Origin of the sequence: Paenibacillus kribbensis (assembly GCF_002240415.1) — a bacterium.
GTDB lineage: Bacteria > Bacillota > Bacilli > Paenibacillales > Paenibacillaceae > Paenibacillus > Paenibacillus kribbensis.
This window is the reverse complement of the sequence record NZ_CP020028.1, coordinates 3,568,225-3,590,671: the sequence shown is the minus strand read 5'-3', so window position 1 is coordinate 3,590,671 and position 22,447 is coordinate 3,568,225. Positions and strand designations below refer to the sequence as shown.

Annotated in this window: 17 protein-coding genes; 15 read left to right on the top strand and 2 right to left on the bottom strand. The window is 48.0% G+C overall.

Annotated features, from left to right (window positions below):
• Positions 1–257: 257 nt before the first annotated feature.
• The 3 genes from B4V02_RS15895 to B4V02_RS15885 all read left to right on the top strand — a co-directional run bounded on the left by B4V02_RS15895 (position 258) and on the right by B4V02_RS15885 (position 5,867).
• Positions 258–1,325, top strand: coding sequence for a LacI family DNA-binding transcriptional regulator (locus B4V02_RS15895; protein ID WP_094155537.1), 1,068 nt, complete (start codon positions 258–260; stop codon positions 1,323–1,325).
• Between the two features lie 215 nt (positions 1,326–1,540).
• The gene (locus B4V02_RS15890; RefSeq protein ID WP_094155536.1) at positions 1,541–4,099 is read left to right on the top strand and encodes a beta-mannosidase; all 2,559 of its coding nucleotides are present in this window, start codon (positions 1,541–1,543) and stop codon (positions 4,097–4,099) included.
• A gap of 370 nt (positions 4,100–4,469) precedes the next feature.
• Entirely contained in the window at positions 4,470–5,867 is a 1,398-nt protein-coding gene (locus B4V02_RS15885; RefSeq protein ID WP_094155535.1) for a helix-turn-helix domain-containing protein, read from the top strand.
• A gap of 301 nt (positions 5,868–6,168) precedes the next feature.
• Here B4V02_RS15885 and B4V02_RS26695 read toward each other — a convergent pair whose 3' ends face one another.
• A complete protein-coding gene (locus B4V02_RS26695; protein WP_244188550.1) occupies positions 6,169–6,255 on the bottom strand; it encodes a DUF1804 family protein in 87 nt (28 codons plus the stop codon).
• A gap of 475 nt (positions 6,256–6,730) precedes the next feature.
• Between B4V02_RS26695 and B4V02_RS15880 the strand changes: the two genes are divergently transcribed.
• From B4V02_RS15880 to B4V02_RS15830, 11 genes are all read left to right on the top strand, one after another.
• A complete protein-coding gene (locus B4V02_RS15880) occupies positions 6,731–9,046 on the top strand; it encodes a helix-turn-helix transcriptional regulator (protein ID WP_094155534.1) in 2,316 nt (771 codons plus the stop codon).
• A 179-nt stretch (positions 9,047–9,225) separates the two neighbouring features.
• Complete coding sequence (locus B4V02_RS15875; RefSeq protein WP_094155533.1) at positions 9,226–10,257, top strand: ROK family protein; 1,032 nt, start codon at positions 9,226–9,228, stop codon at positions 10,255–10,257.
• Positions 10,258–10,275: 18 nt separating this feature from the next.
• Positions 10,276–11,487, top strand: a complete 1,212-nt coding sequence (locus B4V02_RS15870; RefSeq protein WP_094155532.1) for an MFS transporter — start codon at positions 10,276–10,278, stop codon at positions 11,485–11,487.
• A gap of 387 nt (positions 11,488–11,874) precedes the next feature.
• On the top strand, positions 11,875–13,482 hold the full coding sequence (locus B4V02_RS15865) for an extracellular solute-binding protein (protein ID WP_094155531.1): 1,608 nt from the start codon (positions 11,875–11,877) through the stop codon (positions 13,480–13,482).
• Positions 13,483–13,512: 30 nt separating this feature from the next.
• On the top strand, positions 13,513–14,415 hold the full coding sequence (locus B4V02_RS15860) for an ABC transporter permease (RefSeq protein ID WP_094155530.1): 903 nt from the start codon (positions 13,513–13,515) through the stop codon (positions 14,413–14,415).
• Between the two features lie 18 nt (positions 14,416–14,433).
• Positions 14,434–15,306, top strand: a complete 873-nt coding sequence (locus B4V02_RS15855) for a carbohydrate ABC transporter permease (RefSeq protein WP_094155529.1) — start codon at positions 14,434–14,436, stop codon at positions 15,304–15,306.
• Positions 15,303–16,265, top strand: a complete 963-nt coding sequence (locus B4V02_RS15850) for a sugar phosphate isomerase/epimerase family protein (protein WP_094155528.1) — start codon at positions 15,303–15,305, stop codon at positions 16,263–16,265. Before B4V02_RS15855 ends, B4V02_RS15850 begins: the two co-directional genes overlap by 4 nt.
• A 34-nt stretch (positions 16,266–16,299) precedes the next feature.
• Positions 16,300–18,051, top strand: a complete 1,752-nt coding sequence (locus B4V02_RS15845; RefSeq protein ID WP_094155527.1) for a hypothetical protein — start codon at positions 16,300–16,302, stop codon at positions 18,049–18,051.
• Between the two features lie 193 nt (positions 18,052–18,244).
• Complete coding sequence (locus tag B4V02_RS15840; protein ID WP_094155526.1) at positions 18,245–18,985, top strand: DUF1361 domain-containing protein; 741 nt, start codon at positions 18,245–18,247, stop codon at positions 18,983–18,985.
• 63 nt (positions 18,986–19,048) lie between these two features.
• Positions 19,049–19,252, top strand: a complete 204-nt coding sequence (locus tag B4V02_RS15835) for a YwbE family protein (protein ID WP_094155525.1) — start codon at positions 19,049–19,051, stop codon at positions 19,250–19,252.
• A 26-nt stretch (positions 19,253–19,278) separates the two neighbouring features.
• Positions 19,279–19,911, top strand: a complete 633-nt coding sequence (locus tag B4V02_RS15830) for a DUF2238 domain-containing protein (protein ID WP_094155524.1) — start codon at positions 19,279–19,281, stop codon at positions 19,909–19,911.
• A gap of 12 nt (positions 19,912–19,923) precedes the next feature.
• On the opposite strand, the gene B4V02_RS15825 is transcribed toward B4V02_RS15830, so the two are convergent.
• Positions 19,924–21,093 (bottom strand): glycosyltransferase family 4 protein, encoded by a 1,170-nt coding sequence (locus B4V02_RS15825; protein ID WP_094155523.1) that lies wholly within the window; start codon positions 21,091–21,093, stop codon positions 19,924–19,926.
• Between the two features lie 276 nt (positions 21,094–21,369).
• Between B4V02_RS15825 and B4V02_RS15820 the strand changes: the two genes are divergently transcribed.
• Positions 21,370–22,401 carry an FUSC family protein gene (locus B4V02_RS15820; RefSeq protein ID WP_208618684.1) on the top strand — a complete coding sequence of 344 codons (1,032 nt, stop codon included), beginning with the start codon at positions 21,370–21,372 and terminating at the stop codon, positions 22,399–22,401.
• Positions 22,402–22,447 lie beyond the last annotated feature (46 nt).

The window sequence follows — 22,447 nt, the reverse complement described above, 5'->3', positions numbered from 1 at the left end:
ATTCACATAATGTAAGTGCTTTCATTAGTAAATTGTAGGAAATAAACTACCTTACGTCAAGTGATTTATGGTGATTTGTTATGCTGTTTGTTTTTTTATTATGCAAACATATTATGGCGGATGGTGTGGATTTGTGCAAATCTATCGTTTGATGATCTAAAACAAAGTATGCTACGATGGTACCAGTTTATAGGCACACCCGTGTATTGAAAACAGGCAGAAGCAGAACTAGATTCCGAATAGGGTTGGGTGAGAAGATGCGTGGAAAAGTAACATTGCAGGAAATTGCGGATGCGGCGGGCGTTTCAAAATTCGCTGTTTCTCGTGCATTGTCAGGCAAGCCCGGCGTAAGTGAAGAGACAAGGACGGTGCTGGTCAAGCTGGCTGCCCAGATGGGCTATTTTCGCAACCATCCAAAAGTGACCGGGCTAGAGCCGCGTGATACGGATGCCAAGGAATGGTCGGGCACTGTGCTGGTGTTATTTCCAAATATACGACACCAGAACAGGGAATCCAGATACTGGGGACCTGTGTTTGAAGGAATCTCCGAGCGTCTGAAGCGCAAGGGAATGGATATGGTCACGTTAACGGAGCCCTCGACTGAAGATATGTTTTCGTTGCTGAATCCGGAAGCGATCAAGGGGATTATTACGGTAGGGTCGGTTTCAACGCCGATGCTGCTGAATATTTATCGAATGGGGATTCCAGTCGTCATGGTAGATCATTGGGATTCTGCATTTTTAAGTGATACGGTGTTTACGGATAATCGCACATGCATGAGTGAATTAATGAAGGATTTGCTGTGCAGGGGCTATACACGTTTTCAATTTGTCGGTCAAATTGACGATGCTCACAGTTTCTATGAACGTTGGGAAGCTTTTCGCTCCACATTGGAAATGAGCGGCGTACAATTACAGCAGAACAAGGCCTTTCTTCACGGGGGAGTGCAAGCGCTGGAGGAGGAATTGGACAAGCTGAACGAGAGCGAGTTGCCGGAGGTGTTTGTGTGCGCGAATGATGTGACTGCTGCACAAGCGGTGGATGTGCTGAAACGGAAGGGAATTGATGTCCCGAGGCGCTGCGGGGTGACGGGATTTGATGATACGAACGAACAGATGCCGATTTATGCCACGGTAAGAGTGGATAAGGAGCTGCTGGGAATGCGTGCGGTCGATCAATTGCTATGGCGAATAACCAACCCGGATTCGCCTGTCGAAAAAAAGCTGCTGCACGCAGAGCTGGTTATACGGGAACGACATGCGCCCCGCAACAGTCGGGGAAAAGATGACCCTGAGCGTCCAATCAGCTCAATCAGATCTAGTTGATGTTCAGATCGCATTAGATGTACTCCGTTGATGTGGAGAAATAAAGATGTCGCTTTTTAGCCTGTTTAAGGCCAGAGAGCGACTTTTTTTGGTTGCTATACAAATGGTTTTGCGAAAAAAACAATTTGACTACTTTGTTAGCTTGATGTTATTTTTGTTATGTTGAAAGAGAGACCCAGATGTTCCCAATCATCCTTACAGGGAGGCTTGTGGCAATGTTCAATGAGATAGAACTGGATTGCTGGAGATTTAGGGAAGCGCAAAGTGATGAGTGGTTTAATGTGGAAGTGCCGGGTTGTGTGCATACCGATCTTTTACGACTTGGCCAAATTCCTGATCCGTTTATCGGGATGAACGAGGCAGAGGTACAGTGGATTGACAAGCAGGACTGGATCTATGAAGCCTGTTTTGAGATCCATGCGGAACAGCTTCAATGTAGGCGGATAGAATTGGTGTTGGAAGGACTGGACACCTATGCAGATGTAAAAGTGAATGGGCAACATGTATTGTCGACCAATAATATGTTTCGGCAATGGAGACAGGATGTGAAGGAGCTTGTTCAAGTAGGGGGAAATCGGCTGGAAATTTATTTCCGTTCACCGATTGCTGAAGATGTCCCCAAGCTGGAACGGTTAGGCTATGCACTTCCTGCACCAAATGATCAGTCCGAAGCTGGTGGTTTGGCAGACAAAAAGGTAAGCGTTTTCGCGCGTAAGGCTCCCTATCATTATGGCTGGGATTGGGGACCGAGGCTGGTGACAAGCGGCATTTGGAGAGAGGTGCGGATCGAGGCCTGGTCCGGTATGATCGTGCGAGATTTGTTTATTCGACAGGATGAAGTGAATGCAGAAGAGGCCAGGCTCACAGCGGTCATAGAAGTCGAGAACGCAGGAGAGGCGACGGAGGCCGAGCTGCGTATCCTCGTTGACAGCAAGGTGTGGTCGAAACCTGTTCATCTGCAGAAGGGAAAGCAAACCGTAGAGCTGGAGCTAGATATGAGCAAACCGAAGCTGTGGTGGTGCCGAGGGCTGGGAGAGCCCCATCTATATACGTTTACAGCCGAACTTGCGGAGCGGGAGCAAGGAGCTGTAATAGCGGAAAAAACGGTGAAAACAGGTCTGCGTTCGATCCGTCTTGTACGTGAACCGGATGCGGAGGGAGAGAGCTTTTATTTTGAGCTGAACGGAGTTCCGGTGTTTGCCAAGGGAGCCAACCATATTCCGAATGACAGCTTTGCCACTAGGGTTACGAAGGAACGGTATCGGCACGAAATCGCCAGCGCGGCTGCCTCCCATATGAATATGTTGCGGGTTTGGGGTGGTGGCATTTATGAGGAAGACGTATTTTATGAGCTTTGTGATGAATATGGCTTATTGATATGGCAAGACTTTATGTTCGCATGCAGCATGTATCCAGGGGATGAGACTTTTGTGGATAATGTGGCACAGGAAGCTGAAGACAACATCAAGCGACTGCGGAATCATCCCTGTATTGCGTTATGGTGCGGCAATAATGAGATTGATTCGGCATGGGCGCATTATGAAGAGAACGGAGGCTGGGGCTGGAAAAAGGATTACACGCCTGAACAACGGGAGCGTCTGTGGGCCGATTATGAAACGCTTTTTCACCGGATTTTGCCAGAGGCGGTACACACCTGGAGCCCGCAGACGGCTTATTGGCCCTCCTCCCCGCTTATTGGCCTGACCGCAGATCGAAACCAGCATGCGCATCCGTCTTCGAAGGCCGGGGATGTTCACTACTGGGGGGTGTGGCACGCATCTGAGCCGTTTGAGCATTACCATGTACATGTGGGACGTTTTATGAGCGAATATGGTTTTCAGTCCTTTCCCGAGTACAAGTCGGTACGTGCTTATGCGGAGGAGAAGGATTTGGAGCTGGAATCCGCGGTCATGCTGGCCCATCAGAAGAATGGGGCAGGCAATCGCCTGATTAAACAATATATGGAACGGTATATGCGGGAACCCAAGGATTTTGCGTGTTTTCTTCCTATGAGCCAGATTTTACAGGCAGAGGCGATGAAAATGGCTATAGAGTCACATCGCCGTCACAAGCCCTATTGCATGGGAACACTATATTGGCAAATGAATGACTGCTGGCCCGTTGCATCCTGGTCGAGTATGGACTATTTCGGTCGTTGGAAAGCACTTCAATATACGGCGAAGCGCAGCTTTGCTGATGTGCTGTTGAGCGTGGCGGATGCAGAGCAGGGCAATAAGGAGCTGCATATCGTTAACGATACGCTAAAGACGATTGCAGGTACGCTGCGGCTGACGCTTTTGCATATTCGTGGCAGTCAAGTGATCTGTGAAGAGGACATTCAGGTACAGCAGGCAGCGGGCGCTGCAGGGATCGTACATACACTGCCAACCGACAAATGGCTGAACGGCCTGAACCGTGCAGAGCATATGCTGGTCGCGTGTCTGACACAAAATGGTGAACAGGTGGCCTCCTGTGAAGTTTATTTTGCAGATACCAAAGAGATGGATTTGCCGCAGACGAATATTAAGATAACCGAGGTACCGGGAAGCAGAGGCAGCAGCTTTATACTTTGTTCGGATGTGCTTGCAAGACATGTGTGGCTGTCAGCGGAACGGGAAGGCATTTTCAGCGATAACCATCTGGATCTGGCCCCTGGTATTCCGAAGATCGTGGAATTTTTGGCGTTGAGTAACGGTAACGGTGCCTCAACATTTGAGGCCGTTTCACCAGGTGCGTTGACGGTGCATTCGTTGGTAGATTGGATACAAGGTTAGAGCAAGATACTGGATTTCTGAGGAACCAAAAATTCCCGCTTTAATACCATTTATACTTAATATGCTAGTTATCCTTATTTCTATTGCGGGTGGAGTGCCATTAATCGGAATATTGTATAGGGGATATATACTTCTAGGTATACTTCTTGCTGAGAAAAAGAATAAGAACAACAACACTGAGAAAAAAATATAGAGAATCACACTCTCCGTTAACCGCAAAGGTTAGCGGAGAGTTTTTTTTGTTTCATTTTATGCTAAAAATTGAATACTTATATTAGTTGCATAGTATATTGACAGATGGTTAATTATGGTGAAAAATGAAGTATGTTTTTAAAAATTATGGAATATTTATGCGGAAGGTGGCTATGGCATGAAGCAAACACCTACGATTCGGGCGGAATTAGACAGATACCTCAAACAAGAGGGATTGAGTCTAATACAATTTGGACATATTGCAGGGATGAATCGGGGAATAGTAAGTAGTATTGTGACAGGAAATAAGTCTATGTCTGTAAACCAGCTTGACCGAATTACTGAGGCTATGGGTTTACCGGAAGGCCACTTTTACGACTTGTTCATAGAAAACTACATCATAGACGTACCCCCGAATATGAGGCGAATCGAGCCATTTTTGTATCGCTGTGCGGAGCTGGATAAGTTGGATACGATCCGTCGAGTGTTGGGAGCCATCATGGATAATCTACTCTATTCGCCCAAACTATTTGATATTGCGGAAAACCTATTCGCAGAGGGACGACATGAAGCGGCGCTGCTGTTATATGAGAATGTAGCACAAACGGAGAAGTACCAGCACTCTGAGCGCTTGGCAGTCTGTCAATATCGTATATTCACTATTCAGGTTGGAAATGATCAAAGCCGTAATCTCAGTGCAGCTACGCTATTTGAACCCTTTGTTGAACGTCTGGATGAAATAGACCAGCTTGACGCGTTGAAGGATTTGGCTAACGTGTATAGGTCTTTGCGTAAATGGGTCAAGGTTGACGAAATGGCAAGGAAAATGAGAGGGAAAGCGGAAATCCAATATTCCATGAAACATCAACAGAACAGCCGAGAACGCAATGAGGCTGCAAAGAAGCTAAGTCGTCCAATGTTTGTATACATCTCCTATGGCGATTTGTTGTGTGCAGGTGTTTGTGAAGCTCAAGGCGATTATCAACAAGCTCTACAATATACATACACCTACGCTAATTTAGATTGGGTAAAAGAGACGGACGAGGATACCCAGCATTGGATCGGCTTGTTTCAACATTGGGCAGAAGTTAATACTTACGTATTTAAGCTTTTGTCTGGGGATACAAGTGTGCTTACGGATTATGTTGAATACATTGCTGCATCAACCAATAAAGCCGATAAAGAAATGGTTACTAAGTTGTTGAACGTAATGTATGCAGCTAACCGATATAACATAGATGTAGATAATATACTTCTAAGGTTTAAAACGGAAATTGATTTTTTTGCTCAAATGAACCCATCTGCCGATATGTATACTTATCAAGTAGTACCAGAGCAAAAAACACGTTTTAAATATGAACTTGCTAAATACTATTTGAATAGAGGCAACTACTCTTACGGCTTCAAATATCTGTTAGACGTGTTATCTAAATCATTATCCAATAACAAGGAGTCCTTTTTCATTAGATGCATAAGATTATTTGAACGGTTTAAACAATTTGCAGATGTTAGATCTTTTGAAAAGTATGAAATTTTAGTTAGTGAAGGGCAAAGAGAAAGATTATTTTACTATTGATATTTATTAATTGTTTTCAGTTTTAAAGCCCCATCGCTTCATAAAATAATATTAAACAAGTCCGGCTAGTAATATAAAAAAGTTATTTCAATTGGTTAGTTTATTGTTATGTGCCAGCCCCACTAACCTTAAATGAACTGACCCCAAAAAGTTAGACACAGGACAGACTTAGGCTGCTACAGAGGACTGGATGCGGTATTCTACCGGCGACAGTCCTCTGAGCTTTTGCTTGGTTCTTCGATGGATTCCAAAGAAATTCTCTATCACGGAGTTGTCCAGGCAGTTTCCTCTGCGTGACATACTAAATGCGTTCCCAATTCCGGATGGATCTATCTGGTACGTCATGCTTCTTAGCCGCAGTTTTATAACTCAACCGATTCTCATGCATATCTTCTAATATGTATTGCTTTTGCTCTCCAGTAAAAGTCCTGTGTGTTCCCTCTGTGATTAATCCCGCAGCCCCATGCTTGGAGTATGCTGCTACCCATTCATTAACCGTTACATGGTTCATCCCATACTTCCGCGCTGCTTCGTTCTCAGACAGCCCTCCCTCAAGTACATCTATGTTAAATATAAAACTTAGTGCTAATCCACAAATCCATTCTAATACTAGAATCTACTCTCACTCTTTCATGATATGTACAGCGCTTTCATTGTGTTAATATATATAACAATAAATAGCTTAAGAATGAATTGTTAACGGATAATTTGTAAGAATTCTATCTATTTGGCATCTGAATTTGGTAAAATAGGTTCAAAGTATAATCGAAAGTGTATTAAAACTGACATCATAAGTATGCTTATTGTTGAATGAACTCTATAGAGGGGGTCGTGAAAGCATTAGGCGGTAAGGGGGAAACGTGATGCGAAAGAGCTGGTACAGGAGATTGCTTTTTTCCTATTTCCCAATTTTCATGTTGACAGTGTCGATTCTCATTTTCTTATCCTTCCTGATCGTGAACGAGATATCACGCAATGAAACTAGCAAAGCGAATCGGATCACGACCGGATTTGTGATGGACAGTGTGGAAAATTCACTGACGAAGGTAGAAATGGACGTTTTAAGCGAGGCGGAGACGAACAAGAGCTACAGCACTTTCCTGAACGGACAAGCTCAAAGCGGCAGCATGATGTTATATGAGCTGGTAGGGAGTCTGCGTACGCTGAAAGATAATCATGAGCTGGTACACTCTATTTATATTTACCGAACGAAAGATCATAAGGTATTAACCATGAGTGGTCTTCAGGAGGCTTCGACCTTTGCCGATTATTCGTACATTGAGCAGGCGCTTCGGTCGGAGGATCGGCAGTGGTCGCCTGTGCGGGAATGGAAGGAGCCGGGCCAGCATACATCAGAACGTGTGATTTCCATGCATAAGCGGCTCCCCTTGCCATTTGGGGGACAAGGACTGTTGGTGATCAACATCGGTGTGTATCCGTTGGAGCAAGTGATCGCTCAAATGACGAACCCGGCTGTTTCCTATCTGTTGATTAACGATGGCAGCGGACATACGATTTATCCGGCTGTATCCGATACCAAGGATGCTGTAAAAGCAGAGGACGGGCAGCAGCTGACTCAGCTGCTCTCCCCCCGACTGGGATGGAGCTTTGAAAGCGGCATTCGTGCTGGGCAATTGTTCGAATGGGTGTCTGTGATCTCCTACGTCTGGATTGCGGTCGGATTGGCGGTGGTTATATTGGCGGTGGTCTACATTATTTATGTGACCCACAGAAATTACAGGCCAATTCAGTTGATGATGCAGCGTATCCAGCAACTGCCAGGCCGTCCCGGTGAGGAAAACAATAAGGATGAGCTGTGGATGATTGACCATGCGCTGCAAAGTCTGATTCGGCAAACGGTTGATTATGAACAGCAGGAGCATGCGAATATACTCATTCGGCGACGGCAACTGTTCCTTGATCTTATGGAAGGTACAGCCGCCGAAACGGTAGAATTCCGGCTGGATCATCTTTCTCCTTTTGCAGATGGCGGGAAGAGGGAGGCTTCTCCGATCTACACTGTTATGGTGGTGGAGCTGCACGATCTGGACCTGCCGCAGACAGCGGACGGGAAATCAACCGGTAGCGGACATTCGGAGGAGCATGGGGATGAAGATCAACGTTTAAGCCTGTCGCTGCTAGGCGTGATACAGGAGCTTGCAGCCACCTATGGATGGCAGGGCTGGGCAGAATGGATGAGCCGTGAAAGAATCTCCATTTTGCTGCGGAAAGAAGAAAGCGTTGGGGAAGGTCTGCTGGGGGTGAAGCTGCAAGAGATGGCACAAACGGGTTGTGAGTGGCTGCAGGGCCATCTGGGTGTACAGCTTACAATTGGAATTGGCAGCCAAACTTACGAATTGGAGCATATTCAGGATTCCTATCGGGCCGCTGTTTCTGCTTTGCGGTATCGGTTAACGCTCGGGGTGCGCGATATTGTGACCAGTGATCAGGTTCCGCAGGCTAATGAAATTCCATTGTATTCGTATCTGCCGCTGATTTCGGAGACGATTCGTTCTTTTCGACTGGCAAACCATGATTGGCGTATACAACTGGAAGGACTGTTCGGGGCGATGGAAGCCGATAAGTTGAAGGATGGAGATATTTTAACAGTAGTGCGGTGGCTACAGGAGCTGCTGGAACGGGAAATGCGCGAAATGAAGGATGTATCGGGTGCGCTGGATCGTTATTTTAACGGGGCGGAGGGACAGCGATGGAAAGCCGAGGTTGAATCGGCTTCTTCATTGGCTATGATGCATACACTAATGCTGGAGCGTATGACCACTGTATATCGGACTTATGTTGCAGCCAGTGAAACCAAAAGCTATCGGGCCATGGTCAGCGAGATGAAGCAATATATTGAAGAGCACTATACGAATCCGGATTTGTCATTAAATCATTTGAGTGAGCGTTTTGATGTGTCGCCCAAATATGCCAGTCATCTGTTTAAAACCGAATTTGACATGAAATTCGTTGATTTTTTGACACGGCTGCGTATGAACCACGCCCAGCAAATGCTGTGTAACACCACGGAGACGGTTCAGCATATTGCAACGCAGGTTGGCTATGCCAATTCAATTACCTTTGGGCGGGTATTTAAGCGTGTCGTTGGTGTAACGCCGGGAGATTATCGCAAGCTGAGATTAAAGCCAGGGGATTCAATAGCAGGGGGAGCGCTATAGGCGCTCGCCTTTTTTTGCTTGAAAGCCGGGGAGAACGAGTCGGTTTATGGGGCGGAATTTAGTTTATTGCGGTACAGGGGTGCAAATGCCATACTTATGTCCATATCTTGAACCTACAGGGCGTCAATGGCCGATAGAGTAGCAGGCATAATGGCGAACCGGAATGACGGAGGATGGCTATGGCGGACATATTTGTACACAAGCAACACAGGGATGAGCCGAAGGTTTCCGGCTGGGCGGCAGGCATTGATGTTGGCGGGACGAAGACACTGATCTGTATTGGCACAGCGGAAAGGCAAGTAGTGTTGAGACATAAATTCCCGACGGTTCATACGAAGGATGTTCATTTTTTCTTTGAGCGTCTGTTCTGGGAGCTGGAGAACTGTCTGGAGCAGACAGGGCTGTCACTGGAACAGTTGAAAGGCATTGGCATCGGCTTTCCCGGTATGGTGGATAACGATAGCGGAACGATCACTCACGCTCCAGCGATTCAATGGAGCTCTGCAGATAGTACGCATGTAAATATACGATCTATCATTGCACAGCGATATAGCGGTTGCCTGGTGCTGGATAATGATGTGAACATGGCTGCGCTCGGAGAACAATGGCTGGGGGCAGCCCGGGGATTACGCCATGTCATGATGGTAACGGTAGGGACAGGCATTGGTAGTGGCCTTATTTTAAATGGGGAGCTGTACAAGGGTGCCGCAGGCGGAGCTGGTGAAATGGCGTACTGGATTGCAGGCGAGGAACAGGCGCGGCAAGCGGCAAAACAGAAAGGGACAGACGAGTTTGGTGTGTTCGAATCTTTAACATCCGGCACAGCGATTACACGCAGTGTAAAATCGGCGCTCGCATCCGGTATGCCTGGTGCGCATATGATTCGGCTGGCAGAGGGAGACAGGGACAAGGTCGGGGCTCGCCATGTTTTACAAGCGGCGGCTGAAGGGGATATCGAAGCACAGACGATTGTGGAGCCTGCGCTGGCGCATATGGCGATGGCTTTGACGAATGTGATCAGCCTGCTGAACCCGGAAATGATCGTTATAGGTGGTGGAGTGGCAGAAGGCAACACGTATTATTTGGATGAAATTCGGCAAAGAGTAGCCTTATGGACGGATATTCCTTGCACCATTGTACCTGCTGAGCTGGGTAATGAAGCCGGGGCCATCGGAGGTCTGGCGACCATTCTGGGCAGCGCGGTACGCTAACAACAGGGAGGTTTCCAGATGGCTGGCTCACAAATGCTGAAGCTGCGCAGCTTCTATTTGTTTATTGGTTTGGCGGGGGGCATGTTTAACCCTTATTTGACCCTGCTGCTGGTTCAAAATGGGTTGACGAGCAGCAGCGTTGGTGTTTTGATGGCGATCGGTACGCTTGTCTCCATTTTGGTTCAGCCGATATGGGGAATGATTGTGGATCAATATCGTCAAATGCGACTGGTCCTTATTTTGAGTGTAGCGGTACCGGGAGTCATGGCTGTATGCTATCAGTCAGAGCATTTTGTGCTGATGGCTTTAGTTTATTCCATCATGGCCATATTTACGGCAACACAGGCACCGATTGCGGATTCCTATGCGATTGTGGCGGCTAAAAAGGCAGGCACAACCTACGGCAGCATACGATTTATGGCGAGTATAGGCAATGCGGTGGGTGGCTACATCGGGGGACTGTTTGTGTCCCTTTTATCTGTGACGATGCTCTGGGTGCCTTTTTTGGCGCTGAACAGCCTTGCGGCCTTGACGGCGCTGACGCTGCCGAAAAAAACGGAAGAAGATCTCGTGCTGCGCAAATCACTTTCGGACGGGATGGGTCAATTGCTCCGCAACAGGACCTTTTTAATGTTTTTGGGCGGCAGCTTTTTGGTGAATCAGACATTGACTGCATTCAATACCTATTTTGTACTGGCCTTTAAAATGTCAGGAGGACTTCCGAGTTTAGTCGGGATTGCTCTACTGATCGCCTCCATTACGAACGTCCCTTCTATGCTGCTCGCTTCACGAGTGATTCGAAAAATCGGGTTGGAGAGAACCCTGTTGCTAGGGGCCGTCGCTTATATGTTCCGATGGGGGATTCAGTGGGTCTTTCCTGATCCTGCCGTTATGATCGCTGTGCAGGTGCTGCACGGGCTATCGTTTGGATTTTTCTACATTGCTGCGGTTGAATATGTATCGCATGTCACTGAAAAGGATATGCAGGCGACCGGACAAAGCGTGTTCAATATGGTGTTTGCCGGACTGGCAGGGATTGTAGGCAATTTGCTAAACGGGTTTCTCCTTCATGCTGGAGGGCCGCAGCTGATGAATTTGGCGTGTATGATCAGCGCGACCTTAGGTGCGCTAATGATGGTGTATGTATCACGCAGCCGTAAGGATGGGAAAACAGGAAAGGTACGCAAGTTATCCATGAGTCTCCCATCAGAGATTTCACAGCAGGAATAGCGAGCTTCGTACATCGTTGAAGCTTGGTAAAATACAGTGAGGGCATCGCATCCGATGAGGGTGGGGTGCTCTTTTTTTCGCAAAAACAACTTCCAAGTCACTTGATATGGAATTATATCTTACACGGATCGAACAAAGAAAATGGTTTATTCGCAGGAAAACAGTGGTCTTATATAAAAGTAAGCGTTTTATCACATTTGGTAACCGCTTTCAAATAAACAGTTTATGCTCAGGAAACTAGTTTATTGTCAGTTTTCCTGCGGTCATGTCATACTAAGGCACATCCCGAACCAAAGAGACAGACTCATGCCGATGCATGATATGCCATACTCTCATCCATAAGAAGAGGCGACGAACGGGAAAAAGCAGACAAAGGGGTGTCCAGGAATGAGAAGAAGCAAGGCTGGAGGATCATTGAAGAAGCTGCGTCTGCTGCTTGCAGCTACGGTTGCACTATCGGTTGTATTGAGTGGGTGCTCGTCAGGTGAGGCGGACAAGAGTTCGACCGCTGCCGAAGACAAGGGTGGTTCATTGAAGGTTGAAATTTTTGACAGAGGCAACACACCTCAAGGCTATACCATTACTGACAGCTATTTGACCCGTTATGCAAAAGAAAACTTTGGCAAACCCAATAACATCGATTTAACATACGTGCCCGTTCAGCGCTCGGAAGAGGTCACCAAGCTGAATGTCCTGATGGCCAGCGGAGGCGATGTACCTGATATCGTATTTACTTATGATTCCGGCACCTTTGAACGGTACGCAGAGCAAGGTGGATTGACGGACTTAACCCCACTGCTGGATGAGTATGGTCCCAATCTCAAAAAGTTTCTTGGTGAGGATACGCTGAGCTACGGACAGGTAGAGGGCAAGCAGTTCGCTATTCCGGGTAAACGTACCATCTTAGGAAAATACTCTTCTTTTATACGTCAGGATTGGCTTGATACGCTGAAAATGCCTGTCCCTCAAACGACAGATGAGCTATATAACACGTTAAAAGCTTTTAAGGAAAAAGATCCCGGCAAGACGGGGGGCAAGGCCGTTCCCATGGGGATGACGATGGAGCCTGGGCAATATGATCCGCTGCTGTGGTCTTTTGTTAAGCCGGTGACGGATGAGCAGAAATATACGCTGACCCAAAAGCTGGGTTCCCGTGATTATCCGACGCTGCTGCCTGGATTCAAGGATGGAGTCCGGTTTCTGAACAAGCTGTACAATGAAAACCTGATCAGCAAGGACTTCGGTCTGGATAAGGACAAAAAACAGCTGACTCAGGATATACAAAGTGGAAATACCGGCTTTTTTAGCGATGATTATGACAACATCTTTTATAACGATGCAGCTTATTCCAATCTGTTGGCCAACCAGCCCAAAGCGAAGCTGACGCCAATAGATCCTTACACGAACAGTGAGAGCAAGCATGCCAAGCCGGAATTTGCATCCAACGGCCTCTACATTATGGTGCCTAAATCCAGTGAGCATGCGATTGAGGCCATCAAGTATCTGGACTGGATGTCTTCTGAAAAGGTGCTGCGCGACATGCAGAACGGGGTGGAAGGCGAGAACTATACCTTGAAAGACGGAATCCCGGTTGCCAAGGAAAACCCTACACAAGAAGCACAGGATCGTATCTATAATCAAGGTGATGTGGTCATTATTGCGAATGGCAAGATCGCAGGAGACGATAACAAAAACAAGGAAGCCTTTATTATGGCTATGCCGCCTCAGTTCCAGGAGGATGTTCGCAAGGCCATGGATATATCGAACACAGATACCGTTCCTCCGGTGAAATTTGACCATCCGATTAAGTCCGAGTCCAAATACAGCAACTCACTGCTGGATAAGTTTGATGAAATGGTCGTCAAATCTGTGATGGCACCTCCGGCACAGTTTGATGCAGTCTACGATGCGTCATTAAAGGATTATATGGTGAGCGGCGGCCAGGCGATACTCGATGAGCGTACCGAAGCCTACAAGGCCATGACAGGCAAGTAAGAAGGCGGAAAGTAAAGGAGGAGACAGCGCATGAAAGGGAACGTTTACTTCCGCAGATATTGGCAATTATACGCGTTGCTTGTGCTGCCCCTGGCCTACTTTATTGTTTTCAAATATGGTCCGATGTGGGGCGTACAGATCGCTTTTAAGGATTTTAACTTTTTTCAAGGGATTACGGGAAGCGAGTGGATCGGGTTTGATGCATTTCGGGAAGTATTCCGCATGGACGATTTTTATAGAACGCTGCGTAATACCATTGTATTAAATCTGCTTGATCTGCTGGTTTCGTTTCCGGCACCTTTAATCCTGGCGATTTTACTCTATGAAATGAAAGTGGTCTGGTTTAAAAAACTGTCGCAAACGATATTGTATATCCCCCATTTTATTTCGTGGGTCATTATCGGCGGGATTGTGTATCAGGTGTTTGGTACGCAGTCCGGCATGATTAACAATGTACTTACCACGCTCGGCTTTCAAGCGATTCCATTTTTGACAGATAAAAATGACTGGGTGCTGACCTATCTGCTCACGGGTGTGTGGCAAAGCGCAGGCTGGGGAACGATTTTGTATCTAGCTGCTTTGACCGGCATTAACCGGGAATTGTTTGAAGCTGCCGAGGTAGATGGAGCAGGACGCTTGAAGAGAATTTGGTACATTACGATTCCAGGTATGAAAACGACCATTGCTACGCTGCTTATCATCAATCTGGGGAATATGATCACGATTGGCTTTGATCGTCCTTATGTCATCGGCAATGTGGCCGTTCGGGATTACTCCGATGTGCTCAGCACATTTGTGTATCGCATCGGGATGGAGTCCGGGCAATATACGCTGGCAACGGTGGTTGGCCTGTTTCAGGCCGTGGTTGGTCTGATCTTTGTGCTAGGCGCTAACTATGCATCCAAGAAGCTGACGGATGAAAGTATTATGTAAAGGAGCTGCTGACATCTGATGAGTGAACGTACTGCAAATCGCACCTTTGATATCGTCACGACTGTGCTGGTGGCTGTGGCTGTACTGCTGTGTCTGGCCCCGTTTATTCACATTTTGTCCATTTCCTTCAGCTCCAACCGGGCGATTACGTCCGGGGAGGTGACTCTGTTTCCGGTTGAGTTCAATTTGCAGGCATATGGAAAGGTCTTTGCCGATATGAGCATGATCCGTTCGCTCGGGTTTACAGTTCTGCTGACGGTGATTACGACAGTGCTGAGTATGCTGATGACGATCATAGCGGCATATCCGTTAACGAAGAAAAACCTGAAGGGCCGTAAAACCATGATGTTTATCATTGTGGTGACGATGTTTTTCAGCGGTGGCATCATTCCCGAATACATTTTGGTGCGTGATCTGCATTTGTTGAATAACATGTGGTCTCTTATTTTACCAGGTCTGATCAGCCCGTTTTATCTGATTATTCTCATTTCATTCTTTAATGGGATTCCGGAAAGCTTGGGAGAAGCGGCGGAGATTGATGGCACCAGTCAATTCGGCACCCTGATTCGGATTGTACTGCCGCTGTCCCTGCCTGTATTGGCGACGTTAAGTCTGTTTTACGGTGTGGGACGCTGGAATGGATTTCAGGATACGCTGATGTATATTCAAAACCCCGATTTATTTCCGTTACAGCTCAAGCTGTATCAAATGATTCAAAATAACATGGTATCCGAGCTGACCAGGCTGGAAGGAGCCAGTGGCGCGAGAATTACGCCTGAAGGGTTGAAGGCGGCGAGCGTCATTTTTGCTACGGTTCCGATTCTGCTCGTTTATCCGTGGCTGCAAAGGTATTTTGTTAGTGGAGTGATGGTCGGAGCGGTGAAAGGATGATGATAATGAAGGCGAAGGGGGAATACTCCTTTTCCACCTGTTGGAATATTAAAAAGCATACAGTTGGCCGAGAGCTTATTGAGGAAATACGCGAGCTGGGCTTTAGCCGGGTGGAGCTGAATTATAACATTACCCGGGAAATGCTGACGACGATTGAGCCTATGATTGAACGGGGAGAAATCGGCATATCGAGTGTGCATAATACGTTTCCTCATACACCAGACCCGGATTACGGCACGGATTCCGTGCTGCTCGGGTTTGATGATGAGGCGAAGCGAAAACGCGCGATAGAGCTCTTGGTGCAATCTGCGGAATATGCGCATCGCTACGGGGCGAAGGCCGTGGTTGTGCACCCTGGTGAGGTTCCATTTCCATATGATATCAGTGAGGAACTGGCTGGTATTTACCGTGAGCAGGGCAGGGATTCGGCTGCTTATCAAACGCTGTGGACACAAATGCTGGAGCGACGAAATTCACTGAGCGGACATTATGCGAAGCGTATTCGCGACAGTTTGGAGGAGGTGTGCGACCGCATTACTTCCAAGGGGTATGATGTAGCCATCGGCATTGAAACGCGTTCACGCTGCTATCAGATGCCCACCCTACAGGAGGCAAAGACGATTATAGATGGTTTGAAGGGGGCACCTGTCAACCTGTGGTATGACATTGGACATGGTATGATCATGGACCGTATGGGATTGTACGATAACGCCAAGGAAGCCAATGAAATGATCGATTATATCCTGGGTGTCCACATTCATGAAACCATAGGATTATCTGATCACTGGTGCCCTTATATTCATAGCGGTGATCTGGAATTTTTTGATCGTTTCGTGAATATCATCCGGCAGGCCCCGATTAAGGTCTATGAGCTGAAAGCAGCTTGTCAGCCGGAAGATATTGAACGCAGTCATGAGCTGCTGACAGGCAAGATAGCGAGGCTTGAGACGCAAGGCTAATGAATGATTATGCATATTACAGGGGTTGAGAGGAATGTACAGTAAAATTGTAGCGATCAACGATACCTGGGTGCAATCAGGTATGGACCGTCAGGTGCTGGATGCCGACAGCCGTTATTACGGCGGGGTGACCGATGATGAGAACGGGATCGCCTGGCCTAATCATTCGGTCGGTACCCCTGCCACGATGGCGATCTGGGCGGCCGCGCTCGTCAATCCGGATTCGGTCTACTACCGGAATGAGGATGTGCTTGTCCGGCTGGAGCTGGCAGCGCAGTACATGCTGCGTGTACAGCATGAGGACGGCTCTATTTCGCCAGGCTGGACCAATTTTCACTCGCCGCCGGATACAGCGTTCGTGGTCGTGGGCTACGCTCAGGTTTATCAGCTGCTGGTTGGGGACGACTGGCTGAAGCAGCGCGGGGTGACTGATGCGATGCGCTTGTTTCTGGAGCGGACGATCCCGGTCATGCTGACTGGAGGCTGCCACACGCCAAACCACCGTTGGGTACTGTGTGCTGCCTTGGGATTTCTGCACGAGCTGTTTGATCTGCCTGAGGTGCTTGTGCGGGCCGAAGCATGGCTGGCTGAAGGGCTGGACGGGACGCCGGATGGCGAATGGACGGAGCGCAGCAACGGGATTTACAATGCCGTCAGCGATATTATGCTGATTCATGCTGCCCGTTTATTGAAGCATCCGGAGCTGCTTGAGCCAGTGCGCCGCAATTTGCACATGATGGTATATCTTGTCCATCCCGATGGCGAAGTGGTCACGGAGTATTCAGGAAGACAGGATTTTGGTGTGAAGTTGAATCTATCCTCTTATCTTCTCCCGTATGCCATGCTGGCTACCGAGGATGAAGATGCCATATTCGAAGCGATGGCTGTCGCTGCTATTCAAGTCATGGATCATCCGGGCGGCGCTCCAATCAATGCGGCTGTACGCTTTTTGCTTGATCCGCGTTTGCAAGCTCGCGAGGTATCGCCAGCCTCATTACCAGTCAGCTATAACAAGCTGCTGAACGGAGACTTTCCAAGGGCTGACTATCTGAGCCGGATGGATAAGGCAGGGCATCACCGGCAAATCTATCATAGCCGTCTGCATACAGACTTTGGTGCTCCAGTCGTTCGCTATCGACAGGAGGACACCAGTGCCACGCTTATGAGCGAGGGTTCATCGTTCCTGTCACTGCGGCATGGAGATGCACGGCTGCTGGCAGTACAGGCTGCCTCCTATTTCTCGCCCGGTTTTGTACCGATGCAGGAGCTGACAGCTTACGAAACAGGCTGGACGCTGTCAGGTCAGCAGACCAAAGGCTACTATGGTCCTGTAGCTGCTGCAGATCTGCCGTCAACTTCGCATGAGGAAGTCAGCCCATGGTATTTGCTCCCGCATCACAAACGTCCGCTAACCCATGAACAGCGGCATGAAATACGGGTTGATGTGGATCGTCAGGAGGATGTATGGAGGTTGCGTTTTCGCTCAGAGGGTCCGGTGGACTGCATGACCCAGATCAGTTTTGTTTTTGGACGTGAAGGAAGATTTACTTGCGGAGAGTACAGGCAGGTGAATGAAAGGGTACAATGCTGGACTGGCGGCATAGCACGCTATGAATCGGGGATTGCATGGTTTGAACTGACGGGAACAGCCATGGACCATATGGCAACTTCGGTTCGGGGAGCTGCTCATCCTATGGATGCCTATACGTTGTTGGTCAACTGGATGGCGCCGTTTGATAAGACGATCAGCATTCGCATGTCGCCTTTGCCTGTGAGTGAAGCCTGAAGTACAGTTGAGCATCTATTTTCCGGGGATATGGCCAATTCCCGGAAAATAGATGCTTTTTTTGTATCTTCATTAAACATAGAGAGGAGCGCTTCCATTGAGCTTGAAGCCATTGTAGTGTACACTGTCCAGAACAGGTGTAAATTGGAACGTCAGGAAGGCTGGACGGTTGCAAAGGAGGGAAAAGACGTACATGTATGCCCGTTTAAGATCGTTAAATTATCCTGTAAAAGGGTATGTTTTTATGGTATTGGCCGTATGCTCAGTGATCAGCACTTTATGGATCATTAATGTGCAGTTGCCCTCAGGGGGACGCCCTTATTTTTTTATATGGTGGAATATGATGCTGGCCTGGATTCCCATGGCTCTGACATTGCTGCTGGATGTCATTTATTGTTCCTGGAGAAGGGGGATGAGGACGTTTTTACTGTGGGTGACAGGGGTGGGCTGGCTCGTGTTTTATCCCAATACGCCCTATTTAATTACAGATTTGTTGCATGTATTCGCCAAATATCCATTTCTTGAGGAGCAACGCTTCTGGGGAAATCCGTATTTCTGGAATCATGTACTGGGGATGCTGCTGGTAGCTGTCCTTGGCCTGACGATGGGTTTTGTATCGCTCGAATCGATACGACAGCTGGTACAACGTGCACGTGGCAGGCTTGTAAGCTGGCTGTTTGTAGTGGTAGTCCTGTTGTTGAGCAGCCTGGGTATATACATCGGCCGTTTCTTTCGCGGAAATACGTGGGATATTGTTTCTGCACCTTCCCAACTGTATGAACAGGTGTCTTCTATATGGGCGGACTCCCTGCAACGTACTCACTTTATAGAGTTTAGTGGGCTGGTATTCGTTATTTTGCTGGTCAGCCATATGTCCACGATGTGTATCATCTGGATGGGTAACAGCCGCCGGGACGAATGGCGCAGCTGGTAATTTGGATGCACCTGCATGTTGTATAGACGTCTTAAAATGTAAAGCAAAGGAGGAGTTGCTTCGATGAACGGACAAAACCGATCCGATATCCGTACTGGTCTTGAAGTGGATATTGTGCTTAAAAAAGATCAGCCCACCGGGAAGCTGACGCGAGGAACGGTGAAGGATATCCTGACCAATTCCCCGCGTCATCCGCATGGAATCAAAGTGCGTTTGACAGATGGGCAGGTTGGGCGGGTCAAACATATTGTAACGAATGATGGCTAGAGCTACAGGCAAAGGAGGGATGACGTATAAATCAGACAACGGTAAGCTATAAAAATGACCGTTACCCGCTTATTTTGCTTGTATTGCTGGGGCTTGCTCTCATGTGGTCCTTGATTCGTCCAGCAGATTATTTTACATGGCTGCTGGAAGTTCTCCCGGCAGGTGTAGGAGCTGTGCTGTTGATGGCTATTTACCGCCAATTCCGGTTTACAAACCTGGTGTACACCCTGATCTGGCTGCATGCACTGATCCTGATTGTCGGTGGACATTATACCTATGCTGAAATGCCGCTGTTCAACTGGATTCGGGACACATTTGGGCTGGAGCGCAACTATTATGATCGGCTTGGGCATTTTGCGCAAGGCTTTGTGCCTGCGCTCATTGTAAGGGAAGTGCTGCTGCGTAAAACGACCTTGGGAAGCGGAGGCTGGCTCACTTTCCTCATCGTCAGTGTGTGTCTTGCGATCAGTGCTGCGTACGAGCTGATCGAGTTTGTGGTAGCCAAGGCAACCGGAACGGCAGCAGAAGCTTTTTTGGGGACACAGGGAGATGTATGGGATACCCAATGGGATATGCTGTTCGCGTTGATCGGTGCCCTGACAGCTGTAATTTTGTTAAGCGGGGTACATAACAAGCATCTCAAACAGCTCAAGCATTAGTAGCGTTCTGGGCTATATTCGTGTTATGGGCTGGCTGCTGAGATGAAGCGTGGCTGCATCCATGTAGCTGTCCAGCAGCCGCTCAAAAATGCGGTCCCACGTCTGCTCCAGGCTGTAGGCTCTGCCTGCTATGGACATAGAGCGGCGAAGCGGGACATCCTCGTACAATAGATGTACAGCTTCAGCGAAAGCAGCCACATCCCCGGGAGGACACAATAGACCTGTTTTTCCGTGAATTAAATTATCTTTTACTCCGCCTTCATCGGCACCGACCACGGGAGTACCGCTTGCCATGGCCTCCAGTACGACGTTGCCAAAGGTTTCAGTGGTGGAGGGGAAGAGAAACACATCGGCTGCGGCGTATAATTCAGCCAATTCTCGCCCTTTGACAAAGCCCAGCCAGTAGACTGCATGCTCCGGCAGCCCCATATCTGCGGCCGTCTTTGCCTTGTGTAATGGACCATCTCCTGCAATGACCAACACCGAGTCTGCACGGACATCGTCGGGCAACTGGAGATAGGTATCCAGCAGCGTGTCTATTCCCTTTTCCGGTGCAAGCCTGCCGACATACAAAATAACAAATGCATCTGCACGAACGCCCCATTTGTCCCATACTGCATGACGATCCACCTTTGGCTGGAAGTGATCGGTATCAATTCCTCTGCTCCAGATTTCGAGTTGACTCATTCCCTTATTACGCAACAATTCCATGGTTGACCGGGAAGGGACATACACTCTTTCGCAATGTCTGTGAAACCAAAGCATGTATTTCCATAAGGCAGGTTCAAGCCAGCGAAGCTTGTAATATTCGAGGTATTTATCAAAATGGGTATGGTATGAGGCAACGAGTGGAATATGATGTTTGGCCGCGTAGCTTGTTCCGTAAAGGCCAAGGTTAAATGGAGTAGCGACATGAATCAGATGTGGTGAAAAGGCTGACAAACGCTCATTGATCTGCTTGGCGTTGGGGATCGCAAGTCTGCATTCCCGGTACAGCAAAAAGGGAATGCTCCGTAGCCGCTCCACGCCCGGCCCCGAGGGCAGATGGCTGTCTGCCTCGGGTGCGAAGACGAGTGTAGATACCCCATGTGTCTCCAGATAGTCAATCCATCGTTCCAGTGTCAGGGCAGCGCCATTGACGTCAGGCGCATACGTATCGGTAAATAATGCGACTCGAAGCATGCCTTGATTCCTCCTCCGCCATTCTCATTTATCCTATGACTTTTCAGGGGAGTCCGCTTGGAGGCTCCGGCTTTCATTATGTCATGATTTTGTTTGCGGGCTTGCAGGGTTTTGTAAAAGCTGGCCTGCGGACGGGCGTTTTTCTCGGAACATTCCATACATTTCATAAATATTCCTTGTTGTCGATTGTTTTGGGTAATAATAAGGCATAGACTTTATTTTGAAATTTCATTATAGTAATTCGGTATGAATAAATTTGAAGGGTAAGCAGGAGGGATGGCTTTGGCTTTTGGAGCACGGGTGTTAAAAACGGGAATCGCGGTGACGCTCGCCCTTTTTCTGAGCATGCTTTTGAACACCCATTCGCCTGTGGGGGCAGCGATAGCCGCTATTTTTGCCATGCAGCCGTCAATATACAGGTCGTGGCGTTATTTTCTGGATCAACTCCAAACAAGCACACTAGGTGCAATTATGGCGCTGCTGGGCGGAATGGTATTTTCGAATGAGCCGATTGCGGTCGGGTTGGTATGCGTGCTGGTCCTTATGATATGTCTAAAATTAAATATGGCGGATACGGTAGGACTCACACTGGTTACCGTTGTTTCGGTCATGGAAGCTTCGGACGACTGGAAATTTGCTGTAACCCGTTTTGTGCTTACTTTAATCGGGATTGTTTCTGCATTTGTCATTAATATTGCTGTGTTTCCACCGAAACCGAAAAGACAGTTTATCAATCAAATTCAAAGTGTATTTAACAGTATGTCCTTGCTGCTGCGGACTGCCATTTCCGATGAAATCAAAGAGTCTGTCTTTAGAGAGGAAAAAGGGAATCTGGAGGGGGCTATTAAATCGCTGTCGGATAAATATCATTTGTTCGAGGAAGAGCAGAAGAAGCTCAAACGCTCCCGATTCAGTCAGACGAGACAGATGGTAGTATACAAGCAAATGCTCGAAAGCTTGCACAAAGGGTACGAAGTGCTGGATGCGGTGGAAAGGCATTATTTTCAGTCTTTACGACCAGAGGGTACGGATGCGTTTTTTGATGGTCACCTGGAGCAGCTAATCCGGTTTCATGAGCATGCGCTGCTGAAATTTGAAAACAAGCTCAAACCGAACGAGGACGAGAGTGAGATGTTCCAGCAGGCGAACAGTGAATTTATGAAGCATGCGATTACGCGTTTTGACCATTGCCAGGAGGGTATGCTGCGTCTCTCCATTGTGGCTGCGGCCATGTACGACTATGGTCACCAGCTGGAGCGGTTAAGCAGACTGGCCGATCATATTCATCCTGTGGAAGAGAGCAGATAGTGATTCATCCAAAAGCAAAAGCGACCGTATGCATCGATCAGATGAA